Source organism: Meiothermus sp. (assembly GCF_025056915.1).
Lineage (GTDB): Bacteria > Deinococcota > Deinococci > Deinococcales > Thermaceae > Meiothermus.
On record NZ_JANWVH010000036.1, the window covers coordinates 1 to 21,494 of the forward strand.

The 21,494-nt window shown below is 62.0% G+C and carries 22 protein-coding genes; 12 read left to right on the forward strand and 10 right to left on the reverse strand.

The genetic code is table 11. The features are described from left to right. The coding region (locus tag NZN28_RS07510; protein WP_295396825.1) for a TetR/AcrR family transcriptional regulator at positions 1–398 on the reverse strand (398 nt) is incomplete at its 3' end. A 108-nt stretch (positions 399–506) separates the two neighbouring features. Between NZN28_RS07510 and NZN28_RS07515 the strand changes: the two genes are divergently transcribed. Both NZN28_RS07515 and NZN28_RS07520 read left to right on the forward strand, forming a co-directional pair. After that, on the forward strand, positions 507–1,046 hold the full coding sequence (locus tag NZN28_RS07515) for an inorganic diphosphatase (protein ID WP_295396828.1): 540 nt from the start codon (positions 507–509) through the stop codon (positions 1,044–1,046). An 88-nt stretch (positions 1,047–1,134) separates the two neighbouring features. Next, positions 1,135–1,566, forward strand: coding sequence for a hypothetical protein (locus tag NZN28_RS07520; protein ID WP_295396830.1), 432 nt, complete (start codon positions 1,135–1,137; stop codon positions 1,564–1,566). A 229-nt stretch (positions 1,567–1,795) separates the two neighbouring features. Here NZN28_RS07520 and NZN28_RS07525 read toward each other — a convergent pair whose 3' ends face one another. Further along, positions 1,796–3,382: a glycoside hydrolase domain-containing protein gene (locus NZN28_RS07525; protein ID WP_295396832.1), complete on the reverse strand. Its 1,587-nt coding sequence runs from the start codon at positions 3,380–3,382 to the stop codon at positions 1,796–1,798. Positions 3,383–3,801: 419 nt separating this feature from the next. Beyond that, on the reverse strand, positions 3,802–4,776 hold the full coding sequence (gene moaA / locus NZN28_RS07530) for a GTP 3',8-cyclase MoaA (RefSeq protein ID WP_295396835.1): 975 nt from the start codon (positions 4,774–4,776) through the stop codon (positions 3,802–3,804). Between the two features lie 354 nt (positions 4,777–5,130). On the opposite strand from moaA, the gene NZN28_RS07535 reads away from it, so the two are divergent. Then, a complete protein-coding gene (locus NZN28_RS07535) occupies positions 5,131–5,958 on the forward strand; it encodes a patatin-like phospholipase family protein (protein WP_295396836.1) in 828 nt (275 codons plus the stop codon). On the opposite strand, the gene NZN28_RS07540 is transcribed toward NZN28_RS07535, so the two are convergent. Together NZN28_RS07540 and NZN28_RS07545 are read right to left on the reverse strand one after the other, a co-directional pair. Beyond that, positions 5,945–7,009, reverse strand: coding sequence for a quinone-dependent dihydroorotate dehydrogenase (locus NZN28_RS07540; protein WP_295396838.1), 1,065 nt, complete (start codon positions 7,007–7,009; stop codon positions 5,945–5,947). The genes NZN28_RS07535 and NZN28_RS07540 overlap by 14 nt on opposite strands. Before the next feature lie 92 nt (positions 7,010–7,101). Next, a complete protein-coding gene (locus NZN28_RS07545; RefSeq protein ID WP_295396841.1) occupies positions 7,102–8,286 on the reverse strand; it encodes an acyl-CoA dehydrogenase family protein in 1,185 nt (394 codons plus the stop codon). Positions 8,287–8,502: 216 nt separating this feature from the next. Between NZN28_RS07545 and NZN28_RS07550 the strand changes: the two genes are divergently transcribed. Beyond that, positions 8,503–8,886, forward strand: a complete 384-nt coding sequence (locus NZN28_RS07550) for a S1 RNA-binding domain-containing protein (protein WP_295396843.1) — start codon at positions 8,503–8,505, stop codon at positions 8,884–8,886. 554 nt (positions 8,887–9,440) lie between these two features. Next, entirely contained in the window at positions 9,441–9,905 is a 465-nt protein-coding gene (locus NZN28_RS07555) for a type II toxin-antitoxin system VapC family toxin (RefSeq protein WP_295396846.1), read from the forward strand. Positions 9,906–10,239: 334 nt separating this feature from the next. Here the strand turns inward: NZN28_RS07555 and NZN28_RS07560 are convergent, their stop codons facing one another. Then, positions 10,240–11,034 (reverse strand): enoyl-ACP reductase, encoded by a 795-nt coding sequence (locus tag NZN28_RS07560; RefSeq protein ID WP_295396849.1) that lies wholly within the window; start codon positions 11,032–11,034, stop codon positions 10,240–10,242. A 261-nt stretch (positions 11,035–11,295) separates the two neighbouring features. Here NZN28_RS07560 and NZN28_RS07565 point away from each other — a divergent pair, with 261 nt between their 5' ends. The 3 genes from NZN28_RS07565 to NZN28_RS07575 all read left to right on the forward strand — a co-directional run bounded on the left by NZN28_RS07565 (position 11,296) and on the right by NZN28_RS07575 (position 13,402). Next, entirely contained in the window at positions 11,296–11,523 is a 228-nt protein-coding gene (locus NZN28_RS07565; protein WP_295396852.1) for a hypothetical protein, read from the forward strand. Positions 11,524–12,037: 514 nt separating this feature from the next. After that, a complete protein-coding gene (locus NZN28_RS07570) occupies positions 12,038–12,568 on the forward strand; it encodes a DinB family protein (protein ID WP_295396854.1) in 531 nt (176 codons plus the stop codon). Between the two features lie 3 nt (positions 12,569–12,571). Beyond that, positions 12,572–13,402, forward strand: coding sequence for a neutral zinc metallopeptidase (locus NZN28_RS07575; RefSeq protein ID WP_295396856.1), 831 nt, complete (start codon positions 12,572–12,574; stop codon positions 13,400–13,402). On the opposite strand, the gene NZN28_RS07580 is transcribed toward NZN28_RS07575, so the two are convergent. Next, entirely contained in the window at positions 13,399–13,998 is a 600-nt protein-coding gene (locus tag NZN28_RS07580) for an ArsR family transcriptional regulator (protein WP_295396859.1), read from the reverse strand. The genes NZN28_RS07575 and NZN28_RS07580 overlap by 4 nt on opposite strands. Positions 13,999–14,128: 130 nt before the next feature. Here NZN28_RS07580 and NZN28_RS07585 point away from each other — a divergent pair, with 130 nt between their 5' ends. Beyond that, positions 14,129–14,341: a DUF2892 domain-containing protein gene (locus tag NZN28_RS07585; RefSeq protein WP_295396863.1), complete on the forward strand. Its 213-nt coding sequence runs from the start codon at positions 14,129–14,131 to the stop codon at positions 14,339–14,341. 126 nt (positions 14,342–14,467) lie between these two features. Further along, positions 14,468–14,671: a DUF2892 domain-containing protein gene (locus tag NZN28_RS07590; protein ID WP_295396865.1), complete on the forward strand. Its 204-nt coding sequence runs from the start codon at positions 14,468–14,470 to the stop codon at positions 14,669–14,671. Positions 14,672–14,696: 25 nt separating this feature from the next. Here the strand turns inward: NZN28_RS07590 and NZN28_RS07595 are convergent, their stop codons facing one another. After that, the gene (locus NZN28_RS07595) at positions 14,697–15,884 is read right to left on the reverse strand and encodes an MFS transporter (RefSeq protein ID WP_295396869.1); all 1,188 of its coding nucleotides are present in this window, start codon (positions 15,882–15,884) and stop codon (positions 14,697–14,699) included. A gap of 242 nt (positions 15,885–16,126) precedes the next feature. Between NZN28_RS07595 and NZN28_RS07600 the strand changes: the two genes are divergently transcribed. Continuing rightward, positions 16,127–18,019: an ExeM/NucH family extracellular endonuclease gene (locus NZN28_RS07600; RefSeq protein WP_295396872.1), complete on the forward strand. Its 1,893-nt coding sequence runs from the start codon at positions 16,127–16,129 to the stop codon at positions 18,017–18,019. Between the two features lie 44 nt (positions 18,020–18,063). Here NZN28_RS07600 and NZN28_RS07605 read toward each other — a convergent pair whose 3' ends face one another. Further along, entirely contained in the window at positions 18,064–18,471 is a 408-nt protein-coding gene (locus NZN28_RS07605; RefSeq protein ID WP_295396873.1) for a type II toxin-antitoxin system VapC family toxin, read from the reverse strand. Then, positions 18,472–18,720, reverse strand: coding sequence for an antitoxin (locus NZN28_RS07610; protein ID WP_295396874.1), 249 nt, complete (start codon positions 18,718–18,720; stop codon positions 18,472–18,474). A 541-nt stretch (positions 18,721–19,261) separates the two neighbouring features. On the opposite strand from NZN28_RS07610, the gene NZN28_RS07615 reads away from it, so the two are divergent. Next, positions 19,262–21,469 carry an MMPL family transporter gene (locus NZN28_RS07615; RefSeq protein WP_295396877.1) on the forward strand — a complete coding sequence of 736 codons (2,208 nt, stop codon included), beginning with the start codon at positions 19,262–19,264 and terminating at the stop codon, positions 21,467–21,469. The last annotated feature ends 25 nt before the right edge of the window (positions 21,470–21,494 follow it).

The following is a 21,494-nucleotide window of genomic DNA, read 5'->3' on the forward strand; positions in this document are numbered from 1 at the left end:
ACGGTGGAGATGGCCCGGTTGAAGCCCGCAGGCCCTGCCGCGCCACGCAACTCCGGGTGGCGGGCCAGCTCCGGCAACAGCCGCACCAAGAGGCCCTGGTTGGCCTCGAGCAGCTGAACATACTGTTCGGCCAGGCGCAGCAGGTCGGCCTCGAGGTTCCGGGTGGGCCGGGGCAAGATCTGCTCCACCGGAGGATGCAGCTTCTGCACGGCTTCTTGCATCAGCGCTTCCTTGCTGCCAAACTGCCGAAACAGCGTGACCTCGGAAACCCCCGCCCTGGCCGCAATTTCGCGGGTGGTGGCGCCTTTGTAGCCTTTCTCGGCCAGAAGTTCCAGCCCCGAGCGCATCAGGGCCGTCCGGGTGGCGTCTCCTTCGTCGAAGGCTGCAAGTAAGTACATACTTACATCCATACTAAGGCTTTTTGCACCCGCCCTGCAACCCGTGCCCACCGCTCTTTGGGACGAGCCTTTGCCGCCAGGGGCAGAGAATGTCAGAATGGGGGCGCTATGGCGAACCTCAAAAACCTGCCCGTTGGTAAAAAAGCGCCCGAAATTGTCCATATGGTCATTGAAGTGCCGCGCGGTTCTTCCAACAAGTACGAATACGACCCCGACCTCGAGGCCATCAAGCTTGACCGGGTGCTCCCCACGGCCCAGTTCTATCCGGGCGATTATGGCTTCATCCCCTCCACCCTGGCCGACGACGGCGACCCCCTGGATGGCATCATCCTCTCCACCTACCCACTCCTGCCGGGGGTGGTGGTGGATGTGCGAATTGTGGGGATGGTGGACATGCAGGACGAAAAAGGCGGCGATGCCAAAATTATTGGGGTGGTGGCGGAAGACCCGCGCCTCGACTACATCCGCGACCTGGCCGATGTGCCCACCGCCCACAAGCAGGAAATCCAGAACTTCTTCGAGACCTACAAGGCGCTGGAGGCCCACAAGGGCAAGTGGGTCAAGGTTTCGGGCTGGAAGGACAAAGCCGGTGCGGTGGCCGAAGTGCAGGCCTGCATCGAGCGATTCAAAGAGGTCAAGGATCGCTAGGCAGGCCCATAACCGCTGCCCGCGTGGGCGGTTGAACTGGCTTGACCGCCCAGGGGCCTTTGTGGTTATGTAATCAAGCGAGCTACCTATGGCCTTGCAGCAGCGAATCGAATCTTTACTGAAGGCGCTGGACGTGCCCGACCTGAGCGTTGAGGTACCTTCGGTGAGCGATGAGGAAGGCTTCCTCGAGGCCCTGGAGGCGGCCATCCGTAGCTTCATCGAAGACGGCGAGGACGACGAAAGCCCCCTGGGCCTGATCGAGGCCGACCCCTCGGCCTACGACCTGAGCGACGAGCCCGATACCGACGAACTCCAAAATGCCGTCAGGGATTTCATGAACGCAGGCGACTCGCAGCTCACGCTCATCACCCCCGAAAGCCCCTTGCAGCCCGATGGCGGCGAAAGCCCCGAAAAGTTCTGGGTTTTTTTGCTTCAGATGCCCACCCTCTCCGAGCATCGCTGGTGGGCCATTGTGGACAAAAACGGACGGAACGAAACCTACAACTACGGGATTATCTAAAAATCCCCACAAAAGACAGCTAAAATCTCAGGCAACGCTGATGGTCAGTCTCTTCTACCATGTGAAACAAGCGGTAGGGTGGTTTGCGGTTTAGTTTGAGGGATTTGGAGGATGGCAAACCTTGGTTTGCCGTATAGCGCCTATGGCCTAAAGACTACCCCATCGCCTCCCTGATGATGTGACCGCCCACCTCACTCCAGGGTTATTTCCTGAAACCGCTATAGGATTGCTAGCGACTTTGATGCAGGGCTTCCCCGATGCGCCTTCGGGCAGCCTCGAGCAAAGCCGGGTCGCGCTGCCAGTCGCGCATACTGCGGGCCATCTCCTCGGCCACCGTGCCCACCCGCAGGTGCAGGCCCCGCTCGCGCAATAGCTTCAGGTACTCGTAATCCTCTATGCCGTCGCGCAGCCACTTGACCCGGATGGAGGGCACAATGGAGCCGGGCAGGCCCACCTCCTGGCCAGGGTAGAACCACAGCCCGTCGCCATTGTAGGCCCGGCCTGCGTTGAAGTAGCGCACGTCTGTCCAGGGGTCCTGGCCCCGGCTGGTGTCGTAAAAATCGGCAGCCCAGCCCAGGATGCCGCTAAAGCCCAGGTTGTAGGCTAAAAAACCGCTGGAGATGCGCCAGTTGAGCGGGCTATAGTCCAGCAGCCACTGGGGGGCATAGGGGGTTTTGCGGTTGAGCAGCGCGGTGTAGTACCAGAAGCTGCTGCCTCTGGCCTGGGCCGCCTCCCACAGGCCGGTGCGCCGGGCTTCTTCGTACATCTCGGCATTGATGGCGAAGATATCCACCAAGGGTCTGCCGTTGCCATCCTCGAGCAGCTCGGGGCGGGGGTGCAGGGTGCTCAGGTGCAGAACGTTGGCGGCTCGCAGGTTATTCGCCCAGGCCCGGATGTCGGGTAGCAGGTTGTGGGGGCACACATCGAGCTCGTCGAAGGCGAAGTTGTAAATGGGCACCTCGGACTGATGGGCTGCGCGGGCCGCCGCCAGCTCGGCCACCGAGGGGGCAGGCCGGGCCCGGCAGGTCTGGGCGTTGGCCCCGCTCCAGAAGCCCAGGTCAATGCTGTTGAGGCCGTAGTCGTTCACCAACTCCCGCACCTCGGTAGGCTCGACCCTGCCGGGCATCAGGCGGTGTTTGAGCAGCTCGAGGCGGGCGGCTTTGGTCTTGGTGTTCCACAGGGGCACAAAGGAGAGCAGGCTGGGGCGCTGGGGCAGTTCGAAGTTCCAGACCGTCAGGCGCAGCGAACCCTCCAGGGTGCCGTTCTGGGCGGTGACCCGGTAGGTGCCGCTGTACTGGCCCGGCGCGGCTTCGCGCGGCACCGATATATCCACCCAGAAAGGCTGGTTGCGCCCCGGATTTATGTCTACCGGGATGGCCCTGAACCGTCCGCCCGGGGCGCTGAAGGGAATCAGGGCATCGGGATACCAGCCCACGCCCTGCGAACGGTTGGAGGCCTCCAGGCTGGGGCTGGGCTCCCAGACCTGCACGTAGTGCTGGCGGTAGAGGGTGAGGTGGTTCTGGCCGATGATGGCACCCCCCGGCCCGCGCAGGTCGGAGACTTCCAGACTGGCTCCCTTGACGCCCTTGGGGCCCCCAAGCACGATCTGAAACGACTCGGTTTCGCCCCTGGCCGCAAAGAGCTCGAGGGGCTGGTTGGGCCGGGCAGGGTCTTCGGGGCGGATGCGCTCCAACGAACCGGCAGCCCAGACCTGCATGGGTCCCTTGGGGTCAATTTCCACCACCGGCGCAGGGCAGGCGGTCAAGAGACCCAATAGAGGCAGAAAAAACCAGGATTGCCAGGCACAAGCCCGCATGGCATCCAGTGTAGGCCGCTGGAGTCATGAGAACGGTGCGCTCCGACCATTTCGAGGCGCGTGATCCTGTATTTTGGCTGGGGTAACTTATCGCGTTTACCACATTTCCACGACGCGCGATGCAGCGTAAATTACCCCACACGCCATAGCTTCCAAAGGATGCTGTGTGAGGTATTCGTGGGAACCGCTCCAACTCCGAACGGTAAAGCGGGAGGCAGAAAATACAACCCACTCAACCGCGTCATTCTGAGCGCAACGAGGAGTCTTGTGTAACGTGCCGCCAGTTTCGCAGCACCGCGACCTGCCCACCTTCTGTGCAAGATTCCTCGTCGGCCAAAAGCGCCTCCTCGGAATGCCCTGTTTATCTTCCTACGAGTTGACGACCCCGTGTCCTTGGCGTCGTCGTTCTCAGCGAGCTGCTACCCCCCAATCCCAATCATCACCCGCTCGCGCAAGGTGGGCAGGGTGTTGCCAAACGCAGGCTTGCGGTCGGTGGCCTGCAGAATGGCGTCTACAAGGGCCTCGACGGGGTTTGGGGCCTCGAAAGCCCAGGCGATGTCCATTTCCAGCTCGGTGAGCAGGCAGGGGCGAATTTTTTTGTCCGAAGTCAGGCGCAGGCGCGAACATTTGGAGCAGAAAGGCTCGGCCACCGGGTTGATAAAGCCGATGCGGCCCACTGCTCCCGGAATCCTGTAAACCCGCGCCGGGGCGGTGGGGTCGTGATCTACCTTTTCCAGCGGCCCGAAATGGGCCTCAATTTTGGCTTTGGTCTCGGCCCCGGCGATGAAGCGCTCTCGGTAGAGTTCGGGGTTGGAGTTGTCGAGGTGCATGTATTCCAGAAAGCGCACCTCCAGGGGCTTGTGCAGCGTGAGCGAGGCCAGGGGAATCACCTCGCCGTCGTTCATACCCCGGATCATCACCGCGTTGATTTTGACCGGGTGCAGCCCCAGCGCCCAGGCGGTCTCGATGGCTTCCCAGACCTTCTCGACCTGCCCGCCTCTGGTCATGGCCCTGAAGACCTCGGGGGTCACGGCGTCCATCGAGAGGTTAATACGTTTGAGACCGGCTGAAACCAGTTCCCTGGCCTTGCGTTTGAACAGCAGGCCGTTGGTGGTGATGGCAATGTCCGGAATGCCCAGCTCGTGGGCCACAGCAATCATCTGGGGCAGTTCTTTACGAACGAGCGGCTCGCCTCCGGTGAAGCGCACAGACTCGAGGCCCAGCATCTGCATGGCCCGCAGGAAGTGGCGGGTATCCTCGACCGAAATCGTGCCCGGTGGCTCCGATTGTTCCCAGTCCAGCGGATGGCAGTACAGGCAGTGCAGGTTGCAGCGCGGTGTGACCGAAAGCCGCAGGTCTTTGATGATTCGCCCGTAGTTATCGAGTAATTTCACTCTGCCTACCCCGTGTTGCACATTTTAGCAACACGCCCAGCCTCAGGCGCAAGGCAGGTTACAAATAGCCCCGGGATGGCCGCGGGCAGGGGTAGGAGCAACGATGATTCCAGGCCGGGTCAATCTTCGGGCAAATCAAGCACCAGGGCTGGTCTGGTCTTTCAGAGCCAGGTTCGCCGTGTAAGGGGAATAAGGTAAATCCTCAGCGCGAAGGACTAATTGCACAAAAACCCAGTTCTTCTGCAAAGGCCGGTAAGACCGCTGCATCGCTTTTGACTTTCCCTGGGCCGATTTCCCGGGCGTTTTGGTATTCCCAAGCTGGCACAAAACCGCTGCGTGGCATAGCCTGGGAGTATGGCTGACTGCAAACGCTATGGCCTGGCCCTGGGGGGTGGAGGGGCCAGGGGGTACGCCCACATTGGGGTGATGCGGGTTCTGGAGCAGGAGGGCTTCCAGCCCAGCGCCATTGCTGGAACCAGCATGGGCAGCCTGATGGGGGCCATGTTCGCCAGCGGGCACAGCGCCGCCGAGGTTCAGGAAGTGCTTTCCCAGGTGTCTTTCTGGCGCTTTCTGGACTGGAACCCCTTGAGCGACATGCTCAACTTCAGCGAGCTTGAACGCTTTCTGGAGCCCCACATTCCCCGCCAGCTGGAAGACTTTCCCATTCCCTTTGGCATCACCGCCACCGACCTGATCACCGGCACCGAGGTCTACTTTCGCCAGGGGGATGTGTTCCAGGCCATCCGGGCCTCCATTGCCTATCCGGGGGCCATCAACCCCATCTGGGTAGGGCATCAGCTCCTGGCCGATGGGGGCATCCTGAACCAGATTCCGGTAGACCTGGTGCGGTTTCTGGGCGCCGAGCGGGTAATTGCCGTGGACGTGACCCCCCTCCAGGTCTTGCGCGAACAGCCCCACAAGAAAAGCTGGTGGGAACAGATTTTCCGCCGGGGCATTGAGGCCAACCCCATTCAGAACGTGTACCGTGCGGTGGAGATTATGCAGATTCGGCTGGCCGAGGTCAAGCTGGCGGTATCGCGCCCCGACCTGGTGCTACGGCCCAAACTGGAAGGCATTGGGCTCTTCAGTTTCCAGCAGCTCGAGCAGGCCATCCAGGACGGGGAGGCGGCGGCTTTGGATAAGCTGGAGGAAATAAGGGAGCTGCTCTCTACCGAGGCCTGAGCTGAGCCAGACCACAGACGCCTTCCCGCTCCATTCTTTCCAGCAAGCCCCGGCAGATTTTTTTCACCATCAGAGGCCCCTCGTAGACGAAGCCGGTATACACCTGCACCAGCGCGGCTCCGCTTGCGAGCCGCTCCCATACATCGGCTGCACTGAAGATACCCCCCACCGAGATAATGGGCAGGCGGCCCTGTAACCGGGTGTAGAGATACCGAAGCACCTCGAGCGAGCGCTCCCGCAGGGGTTTGCCCGAAAGCCCGCCATCCTCGAGGGTGGGGGTGGTCAGCCCGGTGCGACTGGTGGTGGTGTTGGTGGCGATCAGCCCCGAAAGCCGGTACTGCTCCACCAGCGCCAGAATTTGGTCTATCTGCTCCCAGGTCAGGTCGGGGGCAATTTTGAGCAGCAGGGGTTTGCGATGCTCAGTGAAACCCACCAGGGCCGCGAGCAGCTCTTCCAGCCGGTCTTTGTCCTGCAAGGCCCGCAGCCCCGGCGTGTTGGGCGAGCTGACGTTTATTACAAAGTAATCGCCATAGGGCCAGAGAACCGATAGGCTTTTTAGATAATCCTTCGGGGCTTCTTCCAGGGGGGTCACTTTCGACTTCCCCAGGTTGATGCCCAGGGGCACCGGGGCCTTGCCGAAGGTCTGTTGCAACTGCTCGAGCCGGGCGGCAATGGCCTCGGCCCCCTGGTTGTTGAAGCCCATGCGGTTGATCAGGGCCTGGTCTTGGGGCAGCCGGAAGAGGCGGGGCTTCGGGTTACCCGGCTGGGGCAGCGCGGTCAACGAGCCGACCTCCACATGCCCGAACCCCAGCGCAGCCCAGGCCCGCACCGCCACCGCGTTTTTATCGAAGCCCGCCGCCAGCCCGATGGGGTTGGGGAAGTGCAGGCCAAACGCGGTGACCCCCAGGCGCTCGTCCTGCACCGAGCAGAACCGCCGCACCAGCTCGAGGCTGGGCCCACGTTGCCCCAGCCAGGCCAGGCCGTGCATCACCCGCTCGTGGATGGTCTCGGGATCCTGGCGGAACAGCCAGGGTTTGAGCAATTCGTACACGGGGAAAGGATAGCAGGCAGGGGAGGCTTGGGGGAGGGGAGAAAAGGCAGAAGAATCTGCAAACACCCCCTGCAAGCATTTTTCTGAACCCTCTAGCGGTACTGCGCCAGCAGGTTCTTGGCGATGATCACCTTCAACACCTCGCTGGTGCCCTCCCCGATGCGGGTCAGGCGAGCGTCGCGCCAGTAGCGCTCGACCGGGTACTCCTTGACGTAGCCGTAACCACCCAGAATCTGGATGGCCTCGTCGCAGGCCCGCACCCCCACCTCCGAGGCAAAAAGTTTGGCCTGCGCGGCGGCCTGACCGTAGGGCCTGCCGGCGTCGCGCAGCTCGGCGGCCTTGAGGTAAAGAAGCCGGGCGGCCTCGAGTTCGGTGGCCATGTCGGCCAGCTTGTGCGAGACGGCCTGGAAATGGGCGATGGGCTGGCCGAACTGCTCGCGCTCGAGGGCGTATTTGGCCGCGAACTCCAAAGCGGCCCGCCCCAGCCCTACCGCCATGGCGGCAATGCCGATGCGCCCCCCTTCCAGCACCTTCATCACGTCATAGAAGCCCTTGCCCCGCTCGCCCAGCAGGGCCTCCTTGGGTAGCTGGAGGTCGTCGAAAATGAGCTGGGCGGTGTCGGAGGCGTTCAAGCCCAGCTTCTTCTCCTTGCGCCCGATGCGCAGGCCCGCAATGGGCGCCTCGAACACCACCGCCGAGAGGCCCAGGTGTTTTTTCTCCTCGCTGGGCGCAGCGTCGGTGCGGGCGTTGACCACGTACACCCCTGCCACCGACCCCTGGGTAATGAACTGCTTGGAGCCATTCAGCACCCAGCCCGAAGCGGTCTCGTCGGCCCGGGTGCGCATGGCGGCGGCGTCGGAGCCGCTTCCGGGCTCGGTCAGGCCCCAGGCCCCCAGCACCTCTCCCGAGGCCAGCCGGGGCAGGAAATGCCGCTTCTGCTGCTCGTTGCCGGCCAGCAGGATGTGGCCGGTGCAAAGGCTGTTGTGGGAGGCCACGGTCAGGGCCAGTGAGCCGTCCACCGCCGCAATTTCTTCGATGATGCGGGCAAAGATGCGCGTGGACAGCCCGGCCCCGCCATACTGCTCGGGTACCTGGGCCCCCATCACCCCGAGTTCGCCCAGCTTTTTCACAATCTCAAAGGGGAACGCCCCCGTCTCGTCGCGCTCGGTGGCCGTGGGGGCAACCTCGGCCTGCAAGAAATCCCGCAGCGCGCCGATAATCTGGCGCTCCTCAGTGTCGAGCTCGAACCATAAATCCCTGGGGCGGTCTGCAATCATGGGGCTTCCTCCGTGTGTCCAATATATCACTTTTTGTGTTTGGTGTTGGAAATGCGTTACAAAAATGCTCGAGGCCCCTCTGGGGTCTTGTCCAGGCTGATAGATGCTTTTTGCGGTGAAATGAACAGTAGATGATATAGTAGATCATCGTGAATCCCCCACAGCTTTAGTACGCTCGTGTTATGGGATTTCGTGTCGTTTCGGAGGAACGCCTGAATGGAGCTTGAAGCCGGTGCAATCGTAGAAGGTCGCGTCACGCGAATTATGGAGTTTGGGGCTTTTATCGAGTTTCCCACTGGGGAATCGGGGCTGGTGCACATCTCGCAGGTGGCCCACGAGTTTGTCAAGAACATCCGCGATCACCTGAACGAGGGCGATGTGGTCTCGGTGCTGGTGCTGGGCCGCGACGACAAGGGTCGCCTCGACCTCTCCATCAAGGAACTCACCCCGGCCCCCATCGAACCCCCCCGGCCCAAGCGCCTGCCTCGCCAGGCCCCCGAGTTTGAGAACAAGCTCAAAAGCTTTTTGCGCGGCTCCGGTGGCTTTGGGGGCGGCGGCAAAAAGCCGGGCGGAGGAAAGGGCGGGCGTAAGCGCCGCTAAGGGCTTCGCGCACAGGTCTTATCCGATCTGCTAATCACGCAATAACTGCATCTTGTACATAGTTGCCATCAACTTGAAGCGGAGTTGGCCCCGCTTCTTTTTTGTGTGACTTGCAAGCAGGTTTCGGTCAACACCAGCACCTAGCCAGTCGCTCTCATTCCGAGTTTGCTACCCTTAAGGAGATGCGCGATGGACGATAGAAATGCCAACGTGGCCTAACCTATTTCCCTATGCCGTACTGGCTGGAAGCCTCTACCTAGGCCTGGGACGCCTCAAGAACCTGTGCGATGGGCAGGGTTGCCCCAAGTGCGAAACCAACCAAGCCCTTGTAACCTTCAGCTTGGCCGCCAGGGCTGGGTGGGAAATCTGGCAAAGCAGCACGTGATACCATGAGGGCATGAAGCGTGCGTCGTCTAAAAAGTCCAAACAAAAAATCTACGGCCCAGACCCAACCTCGTGGGCCAGCGATTTCATGGTTCTCGAGCCCACTAACCCCCAAAAAAGACCCACCCCCCCACAAATCAAACTCAAAGGTAAAAAAAGCTCCCTTGAGTATGTCCAAGAGCAAAGAAAATGACTTGGTTATATTCGATACCAGCGCGTTGATTCAAATACACACCCAAGAAACCTTCAGCCCCCTAGCCCTATCGGTTTACCGAACTGCCAAGTACATAGGTATTTGCAACCTGGTCATACCCGAGGTTGCAGGGGCAACCGGGGCAATGGTGCGAAACAAATCCATCAATAAGACCGAAAGAAAAGCCATTCAATCGTTTTTGCTGCAAAATGTAGAAAACTGGCTAGTGCTACCAGTATCAAAAACCGTTTGCCAAAAAGCATTTGACCTGTGCCAAACGCATCTCCTCAAAGGTGCAGATGCTATACATCTGGCTGCTGCCCTTGCCATGAACATTTTTAGACCATTGCGATTTTTTACCCTCGATAAGTCGCTATACACCGCAGCAAAAAAAGAAAAGCTGGCCGTAGTATCCATTTTGGAGTTTGAGCATGGCCGGTAGACAAACCTTCCGAATGCTGATTGTAGGTAAATCGGGCTCAGGCAAAAGCACCCTGGCCCGGCAAATCATCTAGGGTATGGAGGGCCGCTACCGCCACCTGGTTATCGTCAACTGCAAGCGCGAGTTTGCCGAGCTGGCCCCGGGCGCTATACGGTAGGGGAGGATGGCGACTAGCCCAGCCCTAAAGCGACAGCAGCGAGTGATGTTTCAGGTAACCGGCTACGACCCCGAACTTTCCCATTCTCGGGCAAGCAATTCAATGCGACCCTTCCTGTAAACGCCCCTAGCTCGAGCCGCCGTGACTCGGCCGGGTTGGTTTTGTCTGCGGTGGGTGTTAGTCCTGGCTATCATCCCAGCTCATGCCCATGATGTTGTAGCCTGCATCCACGTACACTGTCTGGCCGGTGGTTCCGCTGGACAGGGGAGAGAGCAAATAAAGGCCCAGGTTGCCGACCTCCTCGTGGGTAATCATGCGCCCCAGGGGTGCGGTGGCGTTGTACTTGGCCACCATCTTGCGAAAGCCGGGAATGCTCATGGCGGCCACGGTGCGGATGGCCCCGGCACTGATGGCATTGACCCGGATGTTCTTCTTGCCCAGCTCGTAGGCCAGATAGCGCACGCTGGCTTCCAGGGCGGCCTTGGCAATGCCCATCACGTTGTATTTGGGCACCACCTTCTCAGACGCGTAGTAGGTCAGGGTGATCAGGCTGCCGCCTTCGCGCAGGAGCGGCTCGGCTTCGCGGGCGACGGCCACCAGCGAGTAGGCCGAGACCTGCAGGGCGGTGTTCCAATCGGCGGCGGTGGTGTCGATAAACCGCCCTTCCATGGCGGGCCGGGGCGCAAAGGCAATGGAGTGCACCAGATAATCCAGCCCCCCCCAGGCCTGCCCCAGGTCGGCAAACATGGCCTTGAGGGCAGCTTCGTCGGTCACATCGACCTGGTATAGGCGCTGATTGGGCCGCCCTGCGGTCAGTTTTTCCAGCTTCTCGCGCAGCCGTTCCCCTTGATAGCTGAAGGCCACTTCGGCGCCTGCCGCGTGGAGTTTTTCGGCAATGGCCCAGCCCAGGCTGTGCTCGTTGGTTACGCCCATGACCAGGGCTTTCTTGCCGGATAAGTCAATACAGACCATAACCCACGTATCTTACACCCCCTCGAGTGCCGGCAGTCCCCCTTGCGAGGGACTTTGAAATGATTCCAACCGCTTCCCCCCGCTACAGATTTGACCCTTTTGAACCAATCCTCATAAAAAACCCGTAGACTGACGTTTGAAACGGGTTATCTGGAACATTACCAATCGCGGGACATTTCTCACTACTGCAACCATCACCCGTTGGGCTATAAACACGCTACAAAGCTCGGGTCTCTTTTTTGGGCAGAGAGGGAGGTAAACATGCCAGCACTTCAACAGGGGGTAGCAGTCGTGGAAGGTATCCAGTGCGAGTGGGTTCCGGGCACCATGAACCAGGTCAGGGTTCACCTGCCGGGTCATGATGTACAGGTGAGCCTCGAGCAGTTGCAGCAGATTGCCGGGGTGGATGCTGTTCACGAACTCTACCTCAAGGGCCTGATCTCCCTCCCCCTGAGCAACAAGCTGCGCGAAGCCTTCGATAAGGCCTAACCTCGAGCGAGATTGCTCCGGGCGACCCCGCGGGGTTGCTTTTTAGGGTTTGGCTCGAGGCTCGAAGCCTTTGACCATGGCCATCGAGCTTTTGGCCTTTCGCTTTTCGCATGGAGCGCTCTTCACATATTGTGAGCCACTCGAGTTCAAGAAAGCCTGGTTCTGAACAGAACCGTGGCCGCCTGGAAACTCGAAAACCTGCGTCTCGGCCCAGACGCAACGCAGACACTTGTCCCTTCTCGTTTTCGTGGGCGGCCACGTCTGTGAAGAGCGCGATACAAGCCCATACAACCACACCCGCACAGCAAGTCCATCCTAGCCTGGACTCGCCCCATAGGGGGGCCAGGTGGGGTGGCTGGCCTGGCCCTAGCAGATGAGGGGCCCTGTCCGATACCCTCCCCAACCCTGTGCGGTAGGGAGGGGCTTGCAGGCCATCGTTCTTTGGAATCTGTAGGCGTCTAGGGGTCTTTTTACGACGGTGTATTTAGCCTATCCTGTTCGGTACAATACCCCCATGACCACAGCCCAGGAGCGGTTGGCTCGCTTTGGCGATGCGGAGCATTGCCTCAGGCATCTGGAGCGCTCGAGGCGCGAGCTGTTGCATTTGCTGCACCGCCTTTCCGACGAGCAGCTCTTTTGGCGGCCCGGCCCGGACATCTGGAGCGTGGCCGAGGTGGCGGAGCACATCTCCTTGGTGGAGGAGTCGGCGGGCAAGGTCATCCGCCGCCTGCGCAAGGTGGCGCTGGGCGAGGCTGAACCTTTTCCACCCCCTGCTCCCCTTCAGACCCGCCCCGATGGCCGCCTGCTGGCCCCACCCCTGATGGAGCCCAAGGGGGGATTGACCCGTGCGGCTTTGCTGGAGCGCCTGCGGACCGTGCGCGAGCGCGTGCTGGCCGAGGTGGCCGAGAGCGGGGAAGGCCTGCCGCACCCTCCGACCTACCCACACCCCTTTTTTGGCGACCTGACCGCCCTGGGCTGGCTGCAAACCCTGGTTGAACACGAGCGGCATCATTTGCGACAGATTCAGGAACGATTGGGGGCATGACGTATGAAATGGGAAGACCTGCGAAAGAGCCAGAATGTGGAAGACCGCCGGGGAAGCGGCCCTCGCATGGGGGGGCCTGCCGGCCTTGGCATTGGAGCGGTGATACTGGCCCTGCTGGGTGGGTTGCTGTTTGGGGTGAACCCCGCCGACATCCTCTCGCAGCTCCAGGGCGGGCCCGTAAACACCGCCCCGGCCCCCCAGAACCGCCCCGCCGAAGACCGCGAGGGCCAGTTTGTCCGCTCGATTGTGGGCGATCTGGAAGATACCTGGGGGCAGATGATTCAGGGCTACCGGCCCCCGCGGCTGGTCTTGTTCGACGGCCAGGTGGAGTCGGCCTGTGGTTTTGCCGATGCGGCGGTGGGGCCCTTTTACTGTCCGCGCGACGCTAAGGTGTACCTTGACACCAGTTTTTTTGAGCAGCTGGGGCGTCTGGCCCGGGGACAGACCAGCGACTTTGCCAAAGCCTACGTAATTGCCCACGAGGTCGGCCACCATATCCAGAACCTGCTGGGCATTTCCGACCAGGTGCGCGCCCAGCAAGCCCGCAGCAGCCAGGCGGTGGCCAACCAGCTCTCGGTGCGCTTAGAGTTGCAGGCCGACTGCCTGGCCGGGGTCTGGGGCCACTACGCGCAGAGGCGGGGTTTGCTCGAGTTTGGCGATGTGGAGGGGGCCATCGCGGCGGCCAGCGCCATCGGCGACGACAACCTCCAGCGCCGCTCGCAGGGCTATGTGGTGCCCGAGGCCTTTACCCACGGCTCCTCGGAGCAGCGGGTGGGCTGGTTCAAGCGTGGTTTCCAGAGCGGCGACCCCAACCGCTGCGATACCTTCCGCTAAGCCCTGCCAATCCAGAAGTGGCAGGCCCTTAGCCCGTCCCGCTGGCAGAAGGGGCGTTCGGCAGGCAGGCCGGTGGCCCTGGTGATGACCTGGGGCAGCAGGTTGCATACCGGCTCGAAGCGCTGCCCGGTGGCGTGGTACAGGCAGTTGTGGGCTTTGAGCTCCCACCCCGCCGGGGTTTCCTCGAGGGTGGCGAGCATGTCGCCATAGTCCAGGTGGCGGAGCAGGGCCTCGAGCCTGGCCGGGCCCGTAAGGCCCTCGAGCTTCCGGCCCAGCTCCGTCGCCATGCTTGCGGCCACCCCGTCCAGCAGCCGTTCAAGCAGGCCCCCTCGTTCGGCCTCCGCCAGAACCGCGTCCAATAGCTCGGGGTAGCGTTTGGGAAAAAGGCCCTCCGAAGCCTGGGTCAGTCGGTACACCGTGGCCGGGCGGCCCTTGCCTGCTCGACGCTGCTCCCGCGCGAGCCAGCCCATTTTCTCGAGGCTGCCGAGCTGGTGCCGGATAGCGGTCTCGCTGAGGCCTAGGTGCGCCATCAAATCCTTGATGGTGCTGGGGCCGTGCTGTTTGAGGTATTCCATCAGGGGGCGGGGCGTGTTCATGGGGACTCCAGAGGGGCTTGATTTATTTTTCGCTATTTCCACTATTGAAATAGCAGCAAATAGAGAATACCCTAACCGCAGAGATACGGTGAAGTTCGCAAACCCGAACGCACCGTCTCGAGGAGGAGAAATGAAACCCAACGAAGGTACAACCGACCGGATCATTCGCCTGGTGCTGGCGGCGGTGCTATTCCTCTTGGCTTTTACGGTGGCCGGTGGGGTCTGGGTCTACGTGGCCGCCGGATTGGGCGCGGTCATGTTGTTGACGGCAGCCATTGGCTTCTGCCCCCTGTACGCCCTCCTGGGCATCCACACCTGCCCGCTACCCCAGCGCAAGGCCTGAGCCTGCCCATCACGGGGTACAGTCTGTCTTTGGAAGAGCGTTAGAATAAAGTTGGAAACAGGCCAGTTCAACCTCAAGGCTTGGCTCATGCATGCCAGGGCTCTGTTTCCAATAAAGGAGGAAACCATGGTTCCCAACGTGGGTAGCACAGACCGCATGGTTCGCTATGTGCTGGCAGTGGTGTTTTTCCTGATTGCCTTTTTTGGTAGCAGCGGCATCTGGGCCTGGGTGTTTGGGCTGCTGGGGGTTGTCATGGCCGTAACGGCCACCCTCAATTTCTGCCCCCTCTGGGCGGTGTTCAAAGTCAATACCCGGGGAAAAGCGACCTGAACGCGCTCCTCCCTGGCCCCGGCTTTCAGGCCGGGGTTTTGTTTTGGGTGAGGGCATGGGGTGGGGTGTTGATGGCGCCTCGAGCCCCCCAAAGCAACCAGAAGGCCAGGGAGAAAAAGAAAGCGACAAGCAAAAATAGCGCCGCAGGCCCCTGGGCCTGGTAGAGCGCACCCCCCATCGGCCCGGCCAACAGGTGGGCCAGACCAAAGGCCAGCCCGTTGCGCAGGCTTTGCAGGGTGCTGACCTGGTGGGCCGCGGCGCGGGCGTCCACAATCCGCACCGAGCCCACGAAAAAAAGCCCAAACCCCATCCCGACCACCATTCCACAGACCAGCATCAGCGCCGGACTGTTGGCTAGGGCCATGCCGATATAGGCCAGGCCATAAAGCCCGGCAGAGAGCATCAGCACCCCGGCGTCGCCCAGCCAGCGGGAGAGCCAGCGCTCGTAGCGCATGGTGACAATCTCCACCAGGGCGATGGTGCCATACAAAAACCCCACCATGGCGGCAGCACCGCCCCGATCCTGCACGGCCAGTCCTAAAAAGGGGGCTGCCAGACCCACCCCAAACCCCATCAGCAGCACACTGGCCAGCAATAAAAGGGTGCCCCGGTCGTGTCGGAACAAGCCATGCAGCGTGTGTAGCAGGCTTCCCCTGGATCCTTCTATGGCGGCTGCTTCAGGCAGGGCCCGCGCGACGGCAATCAGGGGCAGGGTAAACACCGCTGCCACCATAAACATGGCCTCGTACCCCACCCGGGCCCAGACCAGCCCTGCCAGTGCGGAACTCAGGGCAAAGCTCAGGCTGCCCCACAAACGCATGCGGCCATACTCGAGGCCGTTCCGGCTGGCCATCCGCCCAATCAGGCTGTCGGCCAGCGGGGCCGCCAGCGCCAGGCTGAGCCCTAAAGCCGCCATACCCAGCAACACTCCCCCAAAGCCCCTGGCAAAGTACAGTCCCAAGAGCGACAGGACCAGAGCCAGCAGAGAGGCCATCAGTACCGGCACCCGCTTATTCCGCGCATCGGCCCAGGCCGCCACCGGTGGGCTAAAGAGCAAGCTGCACAACGGAAACAGCGCAATAGCCAGGCCAATTTGCGTGGGACTCAGACCCAGTTCCCTAAAATGCACTGCCAGAAAGCCCTGATAAAGCCCATTGGCCCCCCAGAAGGCAAAGTAGTACAGCGCGCCCCGCAACTTCAAAGACAACGGCACCCGGCCATTCTACTGCGCTCCAGATTGAACTGGGCAGGCTCACGGGACCGATCCTGATCCTTTAGCAACACCTTGCACACCTCGCATCGCTTTGCAATCGGCATGACCTACGCTTGAAACCAGACAGCACTTTGGGGGCGCTTGCATGCAGTGAGAAGGGCTGACTCTTCCCGGAATGGTATAAATCCCCCTGGAGCTAGGTGCTGCGGGTGGGCTGTATGTGGCGATTCCTGTGGGTTGCGATGCTTCCCTTTGGCTTCTGGGCAGCCCTCAAACAAAAAGAGGCTGAACCGGGCATTCTGCTTCAGTATTTCCACGCCCTCGAGCAAGCCTATCCGGTCTCGGTCTGTAACCAGCCCTACACCCCCATCTACCAGATCCAGGGGCGCGGCCCGTCGGCGGCTGTTACCGGCAGCGTGGTCACCCAGGGGGTGGTGGTGGGCGATTACGAAGGCCCCACCCCGGCCCTGCGCGGCTTTTACATCCAGGACATCGACGGCGATGGAGACCCCCACACTTCCGACGGCCTCTTCGTGTTCAACGGCAACAACGACAATGTTTCGCTGGGCGAGGTGGTGCGGGTGACCGGAACCGCGGGCGAGTTCCAGGATCAGACTCAGGTAAGCGCCACCACCCTCACCAAGTGCGGCACCGCCACCGTCACGCCGGTGGACGTCACCCTGCCCTTTGCCTCGCCCACCGACGCCGAGCGCTACGAGGGCATGCTGGTGCGGCTGCCCCAGACCCTCTACGTGACCGAGCACTTCCAGCTGGGGCGCTTTGGGCAGGTGGTGCTCTCGTCGGGTGGGCGGCTCTGGCAGCCCACCCAGGTGACCACGCCGGGGGCTCTGGCCAGCGCCCTGCAAGCCCAGAACAACCTCAACCGCCTCATCCTGGACGATGCCCTGCAAAGCCAGAACCCCGACCCCATCCTCTTTGCTCGCAACGGAAAGCCGCTATCGGCCTCCAACCCCCTGCGCGGGGGCGACACCGCCACCGGCATTGTGGGGGTGATGACCTACACCTGGGCGGGCCATGCCGCCAGCGGCAACGCCTACCGGGTGCGGCCCATCGGGGCCCTGAACGGCTATGTGAACTTTGTGCCGGCCAACCCCCGCCCCAGCGCCGCACCCGAAGTGGGGGGTACGTTGAGGGTGGTGGGAATGAACCTGCTCAACTTCTTCAACACCTTTGGCGGCTGTACCGCCGGGGTGGGGGGTGCGCCCACCGACTGCCGGGGCGCAGAGAACCTGGCCGAGTTCAACCGGCAGTGGCCCAAGACGGTGGCGGCTATTCGGGCCCTGAACCCGGACGTGCTGGGGTTGAACGAGCTCGAGAACGACGGCTACGGCCCCGACAGCGCCATTGCCTTTCTGGTGGACAAACTCAACGAAGCCACCGCGCCGGGGACTTTTGCCTTTATCAACGCCGATGCGGCCACCGGCCAGGTCAACGCCCTGGGCACCGATGCCATCAAGGTGGGCCTGATCTACAAGCCGGCCCGCGTAACCCCGGTAGGCCGGACGGCGGTGCTGAATACAAGGGCCTTTGTGAACGGCGGCGACAGCGTCCCGCGCAACCGGCCCTCGCTGGCCCAGGCCTTCCGGCAAAACGCCAACGGCGCCCTTTTCATCGTGAATGTGAACCACCTCAAGAGCAAGGGCTCGGCCTGCGACCTGCCCGACCCGGGCGACGGGCAGGGCCACTGCAATGCCGTCCGCACCCAGGCCGCGCAGCAACTCGCGGCCTGGCTGGCGGCCCACCCCACCGGCCTTGCCGACCCGGACCTTCTCCTGATTGGCGACTACAACGCCTACGCCCAGGAAGACCCCATCAGGGCCCTCAAGAACGCGGGCTTCGTGAATCTGCTCGAGGCCCGCCTGGGCCCCGAGGTCTATTCGTACGTGTTCAACGGACAGTGGGGCTACCTGGACTACGCCCTGGCCTCCCCCTCGCTCAGCGCCCAGGTGGCCGGGGTGGCTACGTACCCCATCAATGCCGACGAACCGGTCGTGCTCGACTACAACACCAACTTCAAGAGCGCAAACCAGGTGGCCGGCCTCTACGCCCCCGACGCCTTCCGCAGCTCCGACCACGACCCGGTGGTGGTGGGGCTGAACCTGGTTGCTCCGTAGGATGGTGGGCAGTCACCTGGCCCACCTCGAGTTTGAACCCGGCTTTATCCCTCGTCCAGCCAGTTTTCTACCCGAAGCCCCTGGATCCGTAAAAACTCACGCAGGTTGTTGGTGACGAGGGTGAGACCCAGGCTGAAAGCATGGGCCGCCATCAGCAAGTCGTAAGCCCCAATGGGCGTTCCCGCCTTTTGTAAGTCAAGACGGATGGTGGCCGCAGCATCGGCGGCCTTCTGGTCAAAAGGCAAAACCGGCACTAAGGCTATGAACCCCTCGAGGCGCTCCCGGTTTTGAGCAGCCTTATGGCTCTTCGCAATTCCAAGGGCCAGTTCGTAATAAGTGATGCTGGAAATGCCTACATCGCCAGGCTTTAGCCGTTCAACCCGGCGGAAGACCTGCTCAGGCTTTTGGTTCATGGTGTAAATGCAGGTATCGGTATCGAGCAGATAGCGCATTTATTCTTCCTTGTCCCAAAGCGAGAAATCGCGTTCTTGCAGGGCGGGCTGTTCCCGCTTGAACTGGCCTTCCAACCCGGCCAGCAGCTTGAACGCTTGAAGCAGGTTTTGGGCCTTCTTGCGCAGCACCACTTCGTCGCCCCGGCGGAAGATCTCCACCTCGTCCACGTCGAACTGAAACTCTTTGGGCAGTCGAACCGCCTGGGAGTTGCCGCTTTTGAAGACTTTGGTGGTTTTGATGGTTGGCACAGGAATCACCGTGTATATACGTAAAGTATATACTTACCTGCACAAAGTGGCAAGCTGTTGGTTTTTACTGGCTCAAAGAAGGCAGGATTGGTTATTGGGGCTCGAGGGGAAACTCGATATGAGTGTCGCTGCTTGGCGCTCTTCACGCATTATGAGCTATTCGAGCTCGAGAAAGCCTGGTTCTAAACAGAACAGTGGCCGCCTGGATGGGCAGCCACGTCTGTGAGGAGCGCGATGTTTGGCCAATGAATGCGAGATTGGCCCTGTTTGGAGGTATTGGTCGGTGTTGGCCCATACTCCTGCTGGGTTGGTATTTTCAAAGCCCTGGTTTGTTCTGGCTGGTTAAAGCCTTTCGGTAGAGTTTCATCAGGGAAATTTTGATTGCACTGGCCTTAGACCTGCTTGAGAGGGCCGGCCCCGGAGAAACCTGATGGTGCCACCCTGGTGGCCCGAGCCGCCTCATCGGCCCAATTGCGGCATCTGCTCTTGTCTTCTTGTGAAGGGCGGCGCATATTGAGCAGACTTTGGATTGCCCGGACTTATGTTCGCCCGCCTTGCCCGCATCGTTACGCGCTACCCTATCCAGGTCATTCTCGTTTGGATGGTGCTGGTCTTGCTGGCCCTCCCGGCGGCCCGCCTGGTACCAGGCCGTCTGGCCGCCAACGCCAGCGATGTAAAAAACAGCGAGGCCCTGAAAGTCACGCAAATCTACACCGAGCAGTTCGCCCAGCAGTCGGTAGACCGCACGGTGCTGGTGAGCGAGTCCAGCCTGCCCGAGAGCGACCCCCGCTTCCGCGAGGTGTACAACCGGCTCATCGCGCGAATAGAGGGCCTCGAGGGGGTGGTGCGGCTCAGCCGCTACGACGCGCCCAGCCCCTTGTTGCAACAAAGCCCCGACGGCAAAATTACCGCCACCCTGCTCGACACCCGGCTGGAAAACGGCGAGGCCGTCATCGAGGCCCTGCGGCGCGAGGCCCAAGCAGCCCAGACCCCCCAGGTTCGCTTTTACGTGACCGGGGCAACCGCCGTCACCAAGGACTTTCTGCACCTGCTGGAAGCCGATGTGAAGCGGAGCGAGCTGATGGCCCTGCCCCTGACCGGGCTGGTGCTTTTGCTGGCTTTTGGGGCGCTGGTGGCTGCCGGCCTGCCCCTGATGGTGGGGGTGGTGGCCATCACCACCGGCCTGGCTTGCTTGCTGTTGCTCACCTATCTGGGCGAGGTGAGCAGCTTTGCCCTTTCGGTCATCACCATGCTCTCGCTGGGGGCCGGGATTGACTACGCGCTGCTCATGGTCAACCGCTTCCGCGAAGAGCTGGCCTCGGGGCGTTCGCCGCAGGCTGCGGCCTACATCACCACCCAGACCGCCGGGCGGACGGTGGCCTCGAGCGGGCTGGTGGTGGCCATTGCCATGGGGGCCATGCTGGTGCCCGACCTGACCTTCATCCGCTCGATGGGGGTGGGTGGGGTGATGTCCATCAGCCTGACCGTGCTGGCCTCGATTACCCTGCTGCCAGCCATCCTCACACTTTTGGGGGAGCGGGTGAACTCCCCCCGTCGCCTCGCCTTCAAACCCACCAGCAGCGGGCAGGCAAGCCCTTTTTGGGGCCGCTGGGCCGGGGGGGTGATGCAGCGGCCCTGGATGTGGGCGCTGGGGGTGACCGGGCTGCTTCTGGCCCTGGCCTGGCCGGCCACCCAGATGAAGCTGGGCTACACCGGGGCGTTTGGGCTGGGGCCGGGGGTGGAGTCGCGCCGGGGCCTCGAGCTCATCCGGCAGATGGGGCTGGGCGGAACCCTGGATGCTTTTGAAATCCTGCTGGATTTGGGCGAGGAAGGCTTCACCCCCGAAAACCGCGCCCGCTGGCGCGACCTCGAGCGGCGCCTCTCGGCCTGGCCCGAGGTGCGGCTGGTGGTCTCGCCATTCCTGGCCGGGCGGCTCCCAGGCCAGGGCGGGTTTGCCGAGCTGGCGGGCCTCTCCAGCCAGTACGTGAGCCAGAACCGCCGCTACCTGCGCCTGACGGTGATTCCCCGCGATGCCCTGCAGGCCCCCCAGATTCCCCAGTGGTACGCACGGCTCAAAGAGGAGGCCCGGCGGGCGGGCTTTGAGCGGGCGCTGCTGGGCGGGGCGCCGGTGGGCTCCATGGAGTTTACCCAGGCTTTGGTGGGGGCCATGCCGGCGGCCATCGGCACCGTGTTTGTGGCTACGTTTCTGCTGCTGGCCGTAGCCTTCCAGAGCCTTTTGATTCCCCTCAAGTCCATCCTGATGAACACCCTTACGGTGGGGGCGGCCTACGGCCTGATTACCCTGGTTTTCCAGGAGGGTTTGGCCGCCGGACTGCTGGGGGCGCCAAGCGATGTGGGCGGCATAGATAGCTCGCTGCCCATCCTGCTTTTTGCGGTGATTTTTGGCCTCTCCATGGACTACGAGATTTTTCTGCTGGCCCGCGTGCAGGAGGCCCACCTGGCCGGGCTGGACACCCCCCAGGCGGTGCGCTATGCCCTCGAGCGCACCGCCGGAGTGATTACCAGCGCGGCTCTGATCATGATTATCGTCTTTTCGGCCTTCGTGTTCGGGCAGGTGGTCGCCAACAAGACCATCGGCTTTGGGCTGGCGGTGGCGGTGCTGCTGGATGCGACCCTGGTGCGGCTGGTGCTGGTGCCCTCGGTGCTTGTGCTGGCGGGCCGGTGGAACTGGTGGCTGCCGGAGCCGCTCCGCCGGGTGATGCCCAAAATTCGCCTGGAATCTCAGTAGCCGTGCGGGCCGAGCGGTTTGCTGC